Raw genomic sequence first — 13,651 nt, 5'->3', positions numbered from 1 at the left:
CGTAATACGTAAAAAATCCCTTCCAGCACTTTCCTTGGCGGTATCGGAGGACGGCCTTGTCCGGGTGCGTGTTTATACTTTTTCTGCGGGTCCCGCTTTTTTACTGGTATCTTATCCTTGATTTCTTCCCAAAACTCATCCGATATTGTCCATGACTGATAAGATTTCTTCTCTTTCATTCTTCTCTCACCAGTCCCTATTTTACACCTTGTTTTAATTTATGGATAGGCTCTTAATATTTGTTCTTTGGACATATTTAAGAGATCCTTCTTGATTATTTTTCAGTACAAATAGAATTTATATAAAAACAGGTCATTTTAATATTATCTGCCTTGTCTGTCATAAACAGCATGAGCAATTTACATCGTTTGTGTTAGGGAAAGTTTCAAACAATCTTTTAATTGATGGTTATGAAATTACATGTCCCTATCAAGCCCAATACATTTAAAATTTCATACCAAGCTTCACATGATTGCCAGAATCTGTCATTCGCCATTTTCAATCATCAACCTTAAATTCATTATATTACCGGATATACCCAATTACAACAAAATAAATATAAAATCGCAGAATTGCAAAATTTGTCAGATCGCATATTATTATTACAATGACCTCGAATACATAATCATCTTCCCTCATCAAAAGAGAGATTCCCTTAGGATTGTCTATTGCGGCAATTGCTGCAATCCTCAAATAAAAACACACTCTATTTATGGACTATGCCTCTTCTATTTCTTATAAAATTGATTTTTTTTCGAAGGCCTGTATAAAATGTATCCTCGGATGGAAGAAATATCGATTGAGAAGGTTTTTATTTAGATTGATAAATTCATAAATTTTTATCAATCGGTTATTCTAAGTAGAGAAAGACCTGGACAAAAATATAATTTAGAAAGTAGATGAAATCATATGGGCATCATTACATGGATTGTATTAGGTGCGTTAGCAGGATGGATCGCCAGTATGATCGTTGGTAAAAATTCAGAAATGGGGGCTTTCGCTAATGTATGCATCGGTATTGCAGGTGCATTTATTGGCGGGTTCGTATTTAACCTTATTACTGGTGTAGGGTTTACTGGATTTAATCTTTGGAGCTTGGTTGTAGCAATAATAGGATCAATCATTCTGTTGTTAATTATTAATCTTGTTCAGAAATCAAGACATGATAACGCGGATCAACCTATTAATAGATAACCTCCTCATAGACAATAAAACAGAAGAGCCCACTGGATGAAATCCACGGGCTCTTCTGTTGTTTACTTTAATAGCTTTTAGCCGGCAGGGGAATTTATATTTTAAAAATTAATTCATTATGAAGCTTCCATTATTGCAAAAACAGGGATATCGCACGTTATCTCCTTGTCTCTATTCAGAAATTTAAAACAGGCGACCGCGTTATACGATAATGCTTTTTCGACATTTCCAAATAATAAATGATTATTGATATCCTTCTCTAATTGTACGGAAAGCTTTAAAGTCAGCGCCTGATTTGGAGGAATCAAAATTACACTGTTCGATGCATCTTTATGTTCTATTACTAATTCGATTGTCGGTCGAAAATATTCTTGATAATCAGATTCTACTGCAAGAAGCTGCACAAGGACTTCATTAACACATTCGGTTTGGTGGCCCTTATTGACTATATCAAAATATGCTTGAAATGATATTTTATTTGATTCTCTATGAGATGCGTTTCATCTCTAAAGGATACAATTGTCTGAAATCTCTTTTCAAAATACTCCTTTGTAAAATTTAGAAAGTATCCCAAAACTGTACCTAATAAAGCGGATATTACGGACATCCAATTATCGTTCATCACTACTTCCCCCCATTACTCGCTTGTATTATAACATAAATCCAGATAAGGGAGTTCTCTTATCTGAGAACAGATTTTAATAAATACAAAATCCCCTCAACCGAAATCATCCGGCTAAGGAGATCACTGCTTTTTGATAGCTGTTATCTTAATAATTGTTCGGAACCGTTAATCAAAGCCTTCTTCCCCTTACTGATCAGCTTAAACCGTACATCAAATCTACATGAAATCAAATTCTATGTCTGATACCATTTTGCTGTTATCTCTTCCCCAAAGATAAGGAACTGTTCTATCCCCAACATAAAAAACAGCTGTTCGGTTCGCATTTTCCTGCACATGCACATCGAAATCGATCAGTTGAAAGCTCATACTTGCGTTCACCGCTTTTAAACGAGTTGATGCCTCCAAAGCGGTCACAGCAGGCATTTGCAAACCAGCTTATTGTATATTCGTCCGATCAAAATCAGGAGAAAAAAGATCCTGCAGACTCCCTGTTTACTTCTGCGGGATCAATTAATTCTGTATTGTCCACTTTTAGAATAGAAATAGAATATCACTTGCTTTTTTCATGCCAAGAGTGCATTGACAAATTACGGCAAAATGGTAAGATATTGGCATAGGGAAGCGAGGAAATGAAACTAACATACAACTTTACTGAATGCGATTATATTGAATTTGCTTTGAGGTCAGCAAAAAAAAATAACAAGAGAATTCTTACCACAGCTGCGTTGCTTCTTACCGGACTTTTCATAACGATTTTAGCAGCCAGTCACGCATCGGTAAAGGTTATTATTGAATTTGCATTTATTTTAATTGCTGTGGTTTTTTTGAATTATAAATTACATAACATTATTGTGAAGGAACAAGCGAAAGCGAACATCATGAAGCTTGGGAAAGATTTTTTTACAAATAATAAGACCCTTTATTTGTCTGATGAGGAAATCATCTTTTCGACAAGTGTCACAGTTAAAAAAATTAGTATTAAGGATATCATACAAATACATACAGATGATAAATTTGCATACATCGACATCATTGACAGTGCGATATTTATCCCCTTAAGCACTTCGAAACTACCTGTATTTTTAAGTGCTCTAAAAGACAAATGGGATAAGGAACAGCAAGAGCAGGAGAATCATTAGATTCTCCTGCTCTTTACTTTATCTGAATGCCTCGCTACTGATCACAAACGGCGTGGATGTTAAGACGGATTCTACCGCCCTGGGTCACTCTCAGGTATTCACTACAACAAACATTTACGCCCATATTTTTGAGAAAGTATAGGCCACGGCATCGGAGACGATCGCCTTTGCCCTGCCCCTGAAATTTCACTCGTAAACCCCCAATAAAGCCTCCAAATGGTATTTTCAAGAGAAATGAGAGCCCGGGAACCCACATTGATGCGGATTCCCGGGCTTAACATTTGGTGCGAGTGGTACTACAGCATTTATATGAAAAATCCTGTAAAATCAAGGTTTTGGATAGTCGAAAAGCAGGGTTTCCCATTCAAAACGAAATCATCCAGAGGGGGACTTAAGGGCGTTCCGCCAACAAAACGCCTTTCAATCTTCCTACCCGTGGTGATGATGATTTTGGTCACAGTGAGCGGCGGCGATCTGCTCCCCCGCCTCAGTCAGCACTATGCTGCCCAGCTCCAGCACCGGGGTATTGCCCAAAAAGTTGGGTCTGGAGGCCCCCTCCGCCACCGTTGCGCAGAAATACTCGTAGAGTGCGCTTTCCTTGTATTCCTCATAACCGTACCCGTTCAGTGGAATGTCGTAATCCAGGGTGACAAGGCCCAAATCTTCCAGTCTTTGCAGGAAAGCCCCTGCCTCTTTGACCGTCTTCATGTCGTCGGTTGCCGAGCGCAGGAAAACCGGCGCCAGGGCGGTGGAGACAAAATCTTCCTCCCGGCTATCCTTTATCGTGAACCGGGCCACGGGCAGATAATGGTTGTGACTGAGTTGATGGAGAAAGTCCTTTTGGTTTTCCGTCACCTCAACCGGCACGGCATGGGCATCAGTCTGGCGGGGGTACTCATGGTTGCAGCCGCAGTGTTCATCGTGTAGCATTGTTATACTCCTATCTTTTTGGCTTGATGAAACTATCATACACGGATGAAGGAAAAAAATCCATATCAATGCGCGGGTCTGCGAGTGTTATTATAGTATCTATTTGTTAAGTTAAGTAAAGTAGCATAAACGAGCAAATCGAAAAAACAGCAGAAAAAAATCAGAGTTGTCAAGTTTGACGACTCAGATGCTGGTGCGGGCGATCCGTGCACAGAATGAATCGTCTATAGTACTGATATTTCTCTGGCAGTTTGACAACAAGAATGGGGTAATTATTAAAATATAGGAAGCGACTGGAATTAAATCGTAAAGAGATACAGCAATTTCCGTATCCTGGTCGATTCACTAATTGGAATTTCATATAATAAACATAATGCGAAGTTACTGATAACAATATGTTTCATTCATCATTGACAATCAGTTTTTAAAATTTTAGCAATCTTTTTAAGATTCTCATAGTTTCCCTTGGAAAATATGTTTTCATAATCTTCGACGCGTTCAATAGATAAAGGGACTTCTAAAACAGTATTAATGAATTCCAATTGAGCTAAGACCTTTTCTTTTAAATCAGTAAACTGAATGCGCTCTTTTTTTGCATTTGCTAATTCTTCTGAGAGAAGTTTCTTTTCCTTGATGTATGTTTCAATTGAATTTGCCAATTGTTCGCTGATACTTTCTGGTTTCATAATATCATTCAGATCATTAGGCGTCGACATTATAGCTTTTTGAATATAACAAGAATTTTCTATTTCTCTGAAGATTTCTTGTATTGCATCCCAATTATAAATGTGATTTATTTGGAAATTCTCAACAACCTTTTCCACAGAAAATGTTTTTAAGAAGACCTCAAATGCAAAAACACTGTAATATTTCTCTAAAAGCGCCATGAATTCGATCCACTCTTTGCCTTGCAAGCTTTGTGGAATGTCAAGTGCGAATATTTCCTCGCACTCCTCCTTGCTCATGCTCCAAGTTGACACCTTTTGCAGATTCAAAAGTGCAAATTTCTGCCTTGCAACTGCTATAACTTCATCCCACTCGTGTTGTAAAATGAATGGGGGTTTTGGTGTCTGACAGAGTGCCTCAATATCTTTTTGACTGTAAGGTTGTAAATTGTGAATCTCTTGCTTGAGAGTTCTAAGAAAGTTATCCTTAACAGTTTTTGTAAAATTTGTATGTTCTCCTTCATCTAAAAAATCCAAGTTGCAGGATAATACTTTTATAGTTTCGCAATCATCTATCTTACTTATTTTTAAATACATAGAGTCGTTTCTAGTTATTGCACGGCAATAGAAAGTGATTACTTCATCTCGTAAACTGCTCCAATTTTCTTCGAGGAAAAGTTTTGGCTTATCTAATTTCAATAAATCTTTAAATTCAGATAAGTTGTATATTTTATCACACTTCATGTGAATTAATAACTCCACAGATTCTTGTGCAGTTTTCACTAATTTCATTTTTTCTTCATCTGAAAACACACAATTAACAAACACCTTTTCTTCAAGGAATTTAAAGCAATTTTTGCTTGCCACAGGGAAAAATGGTTCGTCTGCCTCATCTATAATTTCTACTGATACTTGTTGCAATGCAAATTCTCTTATATCATTCCACTCTTTTTTTAAAAATACAGGTGGTAAAGGCCGTTCTAATACCTTTTCTATATTATATTTGCTCATTACACGCCTGGACCATATGAAAATAAAAGTGTTCTTAATATTAAACCAAATGTAAAATCCGATCATAAAAAAATAAATAATAGCTAAAATTATGCCTATGATACTTGGCGATGAGGAGGAGAGCGCTTCACTTGCTACACCTTTACTATGACTTATTGAAACTTTACTACCATCTCTTCCTGTAGAGGTCAGTGCAATTTTGATGCTGCTCTGCGGAGGTAATTCAGGATAAACAATTTGCAAACCATCTGTCTTAGAAAACTCCTGAACTTCATCATTTTCAACATTTTTGGTTATTGAATGAGTTTTAATATCACCGATTAAATTGATAACTATTTTCTCAGCAGATGCATTACCTAAATTTTTAATTTCAAGTTGCTGCACACTTTCGCCTTGTGTATTGATTACAATTCTTTCTGAAAGTGTGTATTTCAAATCGACAGTGGAGCGTGAAATATAAAATGCGAAGTATGCACCAATCAATGTGATAATTAAGGTTATAACCCACCCCACAATTAGTGATTTTGTATTATTTTTTTCGTTCATTTTTCCTCCTACTCCAATGAGCCCGCAGTTTATTTTCATATGAAAGCTAACTCATAAGCGTTTATGCAATAGATAATAAATGAGTAATTACAGTCAGACAAGCTTCCCATTATTGCTATAATGAAAACTAAATACCAAATATTTACATTAATTCCATTTTACTTTCTTATATTTTATAAATCAACTAAAAATGAGAATTTATCTGGTTTTTTATATATGAATATATGATGCATAATAAATTCAGTGATACATAATGAGAAAAAGTTGTTATTAGTTTTGAGATATCTACTTAGTATCCATACTATTTTTTTACACCGATATCACAGTGGATGTAAAATAAGAAAGAATCCAGTATTTCCGGGTATTTCAAGGCTTTCAGAGCCTCTCTTAACACTTCTCAAAACTCCTCGGTCTAGTTTTGTAATCAGCGGGTCGGGGGGTTCAAGTCCGTCCATCAGCTCCACGCTTCGACGGTCAGCAAGAGCGGAGAGATGCCGTTGCTTGTTTGAGATAAAGGTAAATATGGAGGAGTTCCCGAGTGGCCAAAGGGGGCAGACTGTAAATCTGTTACGTTTCGGTGGTTCGAATCAACCCTCCTCCACCGAAAAAACCGCATGGCTGTTGAGACCATGCAGGTTTTGCTATGTGCCGAAATACCCCAAAACAGGGTAGAAAGCGAAATGGAACCACTGAAACGTTAGCCTGTTTCAAGATTTTCTTTCTTTACGGAGTTCTTTTTTGAAAATTAGTTTTTCTGTATGAAACTATTGATGTTTCCAAAGAATTGACTACGAGTAAAAATTCTTTGGGTATCTTTCTTTTCTAGATTTTACTGTTTGGATGATATCATTATAAGTTAAGAACAAAAGTTAAAACTTGTATGAATGATTTCATATTGTTTGATATTTTGTTATGAAAGAGCGCAACAGCTTATTTGACACCCCCCACGCATTTTGCTATCATTCTAAAGGTCTGGATTGATATGATCAGCTTAAGAAAGAGGGAGTCAATTGTTTCACTTGGTAACGGATTACGCGGCAGATTTAAAAAGAGAGTTTAACGGATATGGGCCCACAGCACTGCGCAAGGATTTTCTTTCGGGGATTACCGTTGCGGCTGTTGCTTTACCGCTGGCATTGGCCTTTGGTGTAGGCAGTGGTGCAGATGCCGCTGCTGGTCTGATTACAGCAATTATTTCTGCTTTTATTATTTCTGCCCTTTCTGGCGCATCCTTTCAAATCTCTGGCCCTACCGGCGCCATGACAGCCATTTTGGTTCCTTTGGCAGCCCGTTATGGATTAGACACCTTATTTGCTGCGTCTTTATTGGCAGGCCTTATGCTAATACTGGCGGGGCTTTTCCGTTTAGGGAACTTGGTGTATTTTTTGCCCTCCCCTGTTATTTCGGGCTTTACCTCCGGCATTGCTATCATCATTGCACTGGGACAGGCAGGCAATTTATTTGGGGTAACCCTGACAGGGAACAACGCGTTGGAGCGTGTGGCATCTATGGTGCAAAGGGGAGTAACCCCCAATTGGTACTCACTGGCAATTGGCCTGTTTGTCATTGTACTGATGATGCTTTGGCCTGTAAAATTGGGTGCCAAAGTGCCAGGCTCTTTGGCTGCGGTAATCACTGCCACGGTGCTTTCTGCGGTATTTGAGCTACCTGTGCAGACCGTAGGCGCGATTCCTCAAACACTGATACATACCAACCGCCTGACCCTTACCTCTTTGTTGCAGATGGAACCCGAGGTTATTTTACTGCCTGCAGTCAGCATTGCGGTACTTTGTATGATTGAAAGCCTGTTATGCGGCGCAGCAGCAGGGCGTATGAAGGGAGAACGAATGAATGCTGACCGGGAACTGGTGGCACAAGGTGTGGGTAATCTGTTACTTCCCTTTTTTGGCGGTGTGCCCGCCACAGCAGCCATTGCCCGAACCAGCGTAGCCATTAAATCGGGCTGTCAAAGCAGATTAACCGGCATCATACAGGGCGTGGTTCTGTTGTTGTCTATGTTTTTACTTAGCCCCCTTATGTCCCAAATCCCTATGGCGGCGCTTGCGGGTGTGTTAATGGTCACTGCATGGCGTATGAATGAGTGGGAAAGCATACGATATTTATGCATTCATAAATTCAAAGGCGGCATCTCAAAATTTGTGATTACCATGCTGACCACCGTGCTGTTCGACCTGACCATAGCCATTGCCGTGGGAGTTCTATTCTCGATTGCAATCTTTGTGATCCATATTTCAAATCTGCAAATTTCTGTCAGCGAGCTGGATTCAAAACGGTTAGAGTTGCCCACAGAGGCCAGCCGTCATATTCAGGTAGTTTATATTACCGGCGCCGTCTTTTTCGGCTCACTGGAGCAGCTTGAAACCGGGCTGGCTCAGGCAGATGCAGATGTGCTGATTCTGTCTATGCGCGGCGTACCTTTTATTGACACCTCTGCCGTTGCGTTTTTGCTGGATTATTGCCGGGAACAGCAGAACAAGGGAGTTACCATCTTGTTTTCCAGTATTCAGCCAACAGTAAAAGATATGCTGGACCGTGCCGGAATTACAGATGTGGTGGGCTCTAATTCTTATTACTTTAACGCAAAGGACGCTATTTTATCTCATTTACAAGAATAAAAGAGTGCTGCATAGCAAAGCTTTTTAATAGAAACCGCACAAAGCCTTTGTCCGATGCGGTTTCTTCTTATATACTGAAAGAAAACAGACATACATTACATTTTCTTTGAAAATTCCTATGCAGAAAAATGCGTACTTTTTTAAATAAGATTTCTATCTATTTCATTGTGGGTGGAATTCGGTATGAGCCAATCGGTTTTAAGTGATATTACCCCTTTTGAATCATATGATGACAAAGAAGTGATGATTTGCGGCAAGGGCTATTGCAGGCTATTTCATCAAAATCACAGCGCACTACCCGATGTCCAGGAGCAAGAGTAAACGGGTAAAAGCAGAGATGCTTTCCGGCATGCTTCGCCCCGCGAAAAAGCCGGACCGCGACAACATCGTGAAAATCATCTGCGACGCTCTGAACGAGCTGGCGTATAAAGACGATGCGAAGATTGTCACAACGCAGATTGCAAAGTATTACGCAGAGGCGTCGCGAACGTTTGTGAAGATTATGGAGATGCATTGTACAGAGATAAGTAGACAAAAACAAAAGCAGCTCCTGCTATCATGCAAGAGCTGCCGCCTAATCTACCAGTATGGATAATTCATTTTTTAAATCATTCATGATCGTTCCTAGACGCACCATACGCTTAAGGTCCTCCGCTTTCTTGGCCTCCTGGTAGCAGACTGAATACACCGCTAACTTGCTTTGTAGGACCGCTTTTTCATTTTGGCTCATGTCCAGACCCCCATCAATATATTTGTTAACATAATATTAAAAAAATATGTCTCAAGTATGAATGCCTATGTAATAAAAAACCGCCCCATTAAGGAGCGGTGGAGCATAGACTTTCATTGTAGGATACTACAATTGGTCTGCCGCCTATTGCCGCAGTAATTCGCGTCAATCAGCAAAGCAGTAAAAGAAGACTAATAGTAGTATATGCTACGCAAGGCAAAAACATTACTAAAATTAATAAATCTGCCTAATTGTCGGAAAGAGCCTAATGATTTAGGCTACACGTACGTTAGCAGCACGCAGTTTGCGGCTGTTTTTGGGATCCTGTTCCGTATCGAAAGTGACCTTGTCACCTTCATTGAGGCTTTTATAGCCTTCGGAAACAATTGCAGAGAAATGAACGAACACATCGTCACTGCCGTTATCGTTGGTAATGAAGCCGAAGCCCTTTTCGGAATTGAACCATTTTACTGTACCATTATTCATATAATTGGTACCTCCATAAATTTATTAGCACTCATGGTATAAAAAAACTCACATCTTATGTAAACCATCACAATGTGAATGACTTACAAAAAATGTGAGACAATCGTACACTTAGAATACTCATTTAATATATCACGCATTTACAAAAATGTCAAGAAAAATTATTGATAAAAATAGAGGTGAATGGTGTTGACCAAAAAAAGAACTATCCCAGCTGCGCGATCTGAGGCGTGAAATCCAGCTTTTGAAAGAGCAGCGCACTGAAATCCGTAACCGTATGCGCAGCATGAAAACTCCGAATTGTGTGGAGGCGTCGGGCAAATATCCTCCGTACCAAAAGCACAGCGTTACGATATGCGGAGTATCTCCTACGGAAACCGAAGCGTATCACGATGGTGATGCCCGTCTCCAGAAAATCCGGTTAGCCATCGCGGAACATGAGCGCCGGTGTCAAGACGAGCTGGAAGACTGGATCGGTTTATAGCCAGTATTGAGGACAGCGAAATACGGCAGATTGTCACTTTGTACTGCATATAGGGGATGACCTGGCAACAGGTGGCTTTTAAAATCGGGCACCACGATGAGCAGTACCCTAGAAGAAAACTTGACAGATTTTTAAAATTGTATGAAATGTACGGATTTAAAGCTGTAAAATAGTATTATGGATAAATGTATTCAAGGTTCATCCCCGGTATCGCCGGGACTCCTTTCTGAAATTGCTCCGTGGTAATGCACTGCGGAGCAATAAACCGATTTAAGTAGACGCTATTGACATATGAAGAGAAATATAGTATAATAATTTAATTAGAAAAATCCAAAAAGCCTATCTTTTCATGCTAAGCCGAAAGCATTGATTTCGGTGTTGTAGTCATTTTAAACTGTTCTATAGACTAAACAACAAAAGCAGGTATAGCAGTCGATAACCCGGGCGTTACACGGGACAAAATATTATGAGGCATCCGCTTATTGCGGATGCCTTTTTTAGCGCCTTGCTTCGGCAGGCGCTTTTCTTATGTTATTTTAGTCCCCGCAATTTGAAACGCTCCAAAATTCGTTCTCGCTGTGGCTGTAAGTTTGTTGCCGTCTACCGAACCTTTGGCGTTATAACTCAAATTGAATAGCCCTAGGTTGAGATTGCCCGAAAATCCAAACATGTTTCCACTTGCTTTCCCATTTTTGAAATGATTAGAATTCCCCATTGCACGGATTACACCTTGTAAAGCTTCGCCTTCTTGCACAAAAGAAATCGTCCCATTTTGAAGTCCGATTGGAGTACGCAGAGAAATTCTGTAATTTCCAGTCATTCATTTGCACCACATTTCTATAAGTTTAATTCTACTATATGCAAATAGAGAATGAAATGTTTCAACACTCTCAACCGGCTTATCAACATGTTGTGTTATAGATATCAAATATATACAATTTATTGAATTTAAATAGAGGTGAGCAGCATGCAATGTTGTACAGATTGCCCATGGAATGATTATCGCAAGGCTGGGTGCCTTACTGCATGCTGCCACGATTCATTTATCAGATAGGGCGAGATGGTGGAAGATGTGGCGAAAGGTAAATGTCAAAAGTGGCCGACGCCGGACGGCAAACTGTTGCTGGAAGTATAGGCGCTGGCGTCCTCTTTATGTAATGTGGCGCCCGATATGGGCGCCACACCTATTACCAGCATCTACGACAGCAGCAACCACGACAACGGCAACAGCCGCGCCGACTACCGCATCCTGCAATAGCTATAAGTGGGATCAACCAGCACATGTTTGTTCCCCCTTTCATTTCAGTGGATGATTCATACTATGATTTCAGGATAATGCTTGTCAATGTTCAGTATTAGAATGCTGTTGAAGAATGTCATAAAAGGGATTAGACGACCCATTCCGGGCCGTCCTTTTTGTTTGGAGACGAAACGGATGGACTGTGAAAGCTGCGTGTGGAATAAAAACAGGCTTACAGAAGTACCGTTCTGCATTTTCCCAAATTGCATTTATAAGCGAAGTGAGAAACAGGATGGCAAGGCCGTTGAAATACAAAACCATCGAAGAGTTGCAAATAACGATTGATGAATATTTCAAAGCGTGCGAGAGTGAAATCCTCAAAGGCGAAGACAGCCAGCCAATTTTTAATAAATTTGGTCAACCTGTTATCATCAATCAGAAGCCGCCTACCGTTACCGGATTGGCGCTTGCCTTAGGCTTTACTAGCCGACAAGTGCTTTTGAATTATCAGGCCAAGAAGCAGTTTGTTGACACGGTTACGCACGCAAAGTCCCGCTACGAGGATTACGCCGAATCCCGGTTGTCTGATCGTGATGGCACGATGGGCGCCAAGTTCAAGCCTTGCTAACAATTTCAAAGGATGGAGCGAGAAATCACAGAGCGAGGACGATGTCACAGGCCAACTTGAATCTCTTATAAAAGGGCTGCGGCACAGCTCTCTGCTCCGCCTGTGGCAGCAGAACAAACTGCGCCGAATCAATCTGCTGGAAGGTTCCGTCCGCTCCGGCAAAACATGGATCAGCTTGGTGCTGTGGGCCTTTTGGGTTGCCACGATGCCTAAAGACGGGAACTACCTGATGGTCGCCAAGACCCTTACATCCCTACGCCGTAGCTGTCTCGACCTACCGCAAGAGCTTGTCAGTACAAAGTATTTTACCTACTCCCTCTCAAAAAAGAGGGCCGGTTGTTTGGCAAGCTGATTTATCTCGAGGGCGTAAATGTTGCCCGTGCCGAGAGTAAAATCCGCGGTATGACACTGCAAGGTGCTTACTGCGACGAGTTGACACTCTTCACCGAGGACTTTTTCTCGATGCTACTGTCCCGCCTCTCCTGCCCCGGCGCGAAGCTGATCTCAACGACCAACCCTGACAGCCCTATGCATTGGCTCAAGGTCAAGTACATGGATCAGGCCGATAAGCTCAATATGCTGTCCATGTCCTTACGTTATGGCAGGCAAGTTCCCGTTCTGGCGATATCTGGTGAAGTTCGAAGGATGTTCCGTGGATGACGCAAAGGCTATTGCCTCGGAACAGCAGACAAATCTCGGAAATCCATACGACTTTCAGGGTGGTGGTGCCTGATGTTTCCGCCTGATTATTTTGATTATGCGGCTGATGATCTGCTTAAACTGTATAACAAACTGGATGAAACCATCACCCGTGACATTATGCGCCACTTGGTAAAGACCGGCAAGGTTACGGCTACCGCTGACTGGCAAATTCAGCGTTTGCAGGAATCCGGCCTGCTGCTTGACGATATTATCCACGCCGTAGCACAGCTGACCGACGCCAGCGACCAGCACGTCAGAGTGCTGTTTGAGGATGCCAGAGTTCAATCGGTAGAGTTTGACAGCGAAATCTACCGAGCCGCTGGCCTCTCTCCCCCGCCGCTGCGTCAATCTCTGGGGGCTATGCAGATTCTGCAAGCAGGGGTACAGAAAACCGCTTTCCACCTGCGCAATTTGTCCGGGACCACCGTCGTCGCAACTCAGCAAACATATATCAATGCTGTCACCCTCGCTGAAATGCAGGTGGAAAGCGGCGCTTTTGATTATGTGAGTGCGATTCGGAATGCTGTGTGCTCAGCGTCAGAATCAGGCGCAGAAGTGCTTTAACCTACCGGGTACCGCGATTAAGTTGGACGTGGCAGCAATACGCCGGGCGACGCTGACGGGGGTATGACAGA

The 13,651-nt window shown here is 41.1% G+C and carries 13 protein-coding genes and 1 tRNA gene; 9 read left to right on the top strand and 5 right to left on the bottom strand.

What is annotated here, in order from left to right:
- Positions 1 to 909: 909 nt before the first annotated feature.
- A complete protein-coding gene (locus HMPREF1141_RS04370) occupies positions 910 to 1,194 on the top strand; it encodes a GlsB/YeaQ/YmgE family stress response membrane protein (RefSeq protein ID WP_035316551.1) in 285 nt (94 codons plus the stop codon).
- Between the two features lie 841 nt (positions 1,195 to 2,035).
- Here HMPREF1141_RS04370 and HMPREF1141_RS17275 read toward each other — a convergent pair.
- Positions 2,036 to 2,242 carry a hypothetical protein gene (locus HMPREF1141_RS17275; RefSeq protein ID WP_155863487.1) on the bottom strand — a complete coding sequence of 69 codons (207 nt, stop codon included), beginning with the start codon at positions 2,240 to 2,242 and terminating at the stop codon, positions 2,036 to 2,038.
- Between the two features lie 206 nt (positions 2,243 to 2,448).
- Here HMPREF1141_RS17275 and HMPREF1141_RS04360 point away from each other — a divergent pair, with 206 nt between their 5' ends.
- Entirely contained in the window at positions 2,449 to 2,958 is a 510-nt protein-coding gene (locus HMPREF1141_RS04360; protein ID WP_009061405.1) for a hypothetical protein, read from the top strand.
- A 429-nt stretch (positions 2,959 to 3,387) separates the two neighbouring features.
- On the opposite strand, the gene HMPREF1141_RS04355 is transcribed toward HMPREF1141_RS04360, so the two are convergent.
- Positions 3,388 to 3,888 carry a hypothetical protein gene (locus tag HMPREF1141_RS04355; RefSeq protein ID WP_035316548.1) on the bottom strand — a complete coding sequence of 167 codons (501 nt, stop codon included), beginning with the start codon at positions 3,886 to 3,888 and terminating at the stop codon, positions 3,388 to 3,390.
- Positions 3,889 to 4,295: 407 nt separating this feature from the next.
- Complete coding sequence (locus HMPREF1141_RS04350) at positions 4,296 to 6,110, bottom strand: hypothetical protein (protein ID WP_009061434.1); 1,815 nt, start codon at positions 6,108 to 6,110, stop codon at positions 4,296 to 4,298.
- Between the two features lie 524 nt (positions 6,111 to 6,634).
- Here HMPREF1141_RS04350 and HMPREF1141_RS04345 point away from each other — a divergent pair.
- The 4 genes from HMPREF1141_RS04345 (at position 6,635) to HMPREF1141_RS04335 (ending at position 9,341) form a co-directional block, all read left to right on the top strand.
- A tRNA-Tyr gene (locus HMPREF1141_RS04345) sits at positions 6,635 to 6,711 on the top strand.
- 409 nt (positions 6,712 to 7,120) lie between these two features.
- Positions 7,121 to 8,746 carry a SulP family inorganic anion transporter gene (locus tag HMPREF1141_RS04340; protein ID WP_009061386.1) on the top strand — a complete coding sequence of 542 codons (1,626 nt, stop codon included), beginning with the start codon at positions 7,121 to 7,123 and terminating at the stop codon, positions 8,744 to 8,746.
- A 183-nt stretch (positions 8,747 to 8,929) separates the two neighbouring features.
- Positions 8,930 to 9,067: a hypothetical protein gene (locus HMPREF1141_RS17480; RefSeq protein WP_196795023.1), complete on the top strand. Its 138-nt coding sequence runs from the start codon at positions 8,930 to 8,932 to the stop codon at positions 9,065 to 9,067.
- Positions 9,048 to 9,341: a RusA family crossover junction endodeoxyribonuclease gene (locus tag HMPREF1141_RS04335; protein WP_081487974.1), complete on the top strand. Its 294-nt coding sequence runs from the start codon at positions 9,048 to 9,050 to the stop codon at positions 9,339 to 9,341. The genes HMPREF1141_RS17480 and HMPREF1141_RS04335 overlap by 20 nt, the downstream gene beginning before the upstream one ends.
- 408 nt (positions 9,342 to 9,749) lie before the next feature.
- Here the strand turns inward: HMPREF1141_RS04335 and HMPREF1141_RS04330 are convergent, their stop codons facing one another.
- Both HMPREF1141_RS04330 and HMPREF1141_RS04325 read right to left on the bottom strand, forming a co-directional pair.
- Positions 9,750 to 9,962: a cold-shock protein gene (locus tag HMPREF1141_RS04330; protein ID WP_009061436.1), complete on the bottom strand. Its 213-nt coding sequence runs from the start codon at positions 9,960 to 9,962 to the stop codon at positions 9,750 to 9,752.
- A 1,010-nt stretch (positions 9,963 to 10,972) separates the two neighbouring features.
- Entirely contained in the window at positions 10,973 to 11,266 is a 294-nt protein-coding gene (locus HMPREF1141_RS04325; protein ID WP_035316547.1) for a hypothetical protein, read from the bottom strand.
- Positions 11,267 to 11,990: 724 nt separating this feature from the next.
- Between HMPREF1141_RS04325 and HMPREF1141_RS04320 the strand changes: the two genes are divergently transcribed.
- The 3 genes from HMPREF1141_RS04320 (at position 11,991) to HMPREF1141_RS17770 (ending at position 13,580) form a co-directional block, all read left to right on the top strand.
- Positions 11,991 to 12,314 carry a terminase small subunit gene (locus HMPREF1141_RS04320; protein ID WP_009061424.1) on the top strand — a complete coding sequence of 108 codons (324 nt, stop codon included), beginning with the start codon at positions 11,991 to 11,993 and terminating at the stop codon, positions 12,312 to 12,314.
- A gap of 336 nt (positions 12,315 to 12,650) precedes the next feature.
- The gene (locus HMPREF1141_RS17270; protein ID WP_009061420.1) at positions 12,651 to 12,974 is read left to right on the top strand and encodes a terminase family protein; all 324 of its coding nucleotides are present in this window, start codon (positions 12,651 to 12,653) and stop codon (positions 12,972 to 12,974) included.
- Between the two features lie 72 nt (positions 12,975 to 13,046).
- Entirely contained in the window at positions 13,047 to 13,580 is a 534-nt protein-coding gene (locus HMPREF1141_RS17770; RefSeq protein ID WP_009061440.1) for a phage minor capsid protein, read from the top strand.
- Positions 13,581 to 13,651 lie beyond the last annotated feature (71 nt).

It is taken from the genome of Clostridium sp. MSTE9, from assembly GCF_000277625.1.
Lineage (GTDB): Bacteria > Bacillota > Clostridia > Oscillospirales > Acutalibacteraceae > Faecalispora > Faecalispora jeddahensis.
Note: the sequence above shows the minus strand (reverse complement) of the source record. Positions and strands in the feature narration are given on the sequence as shown.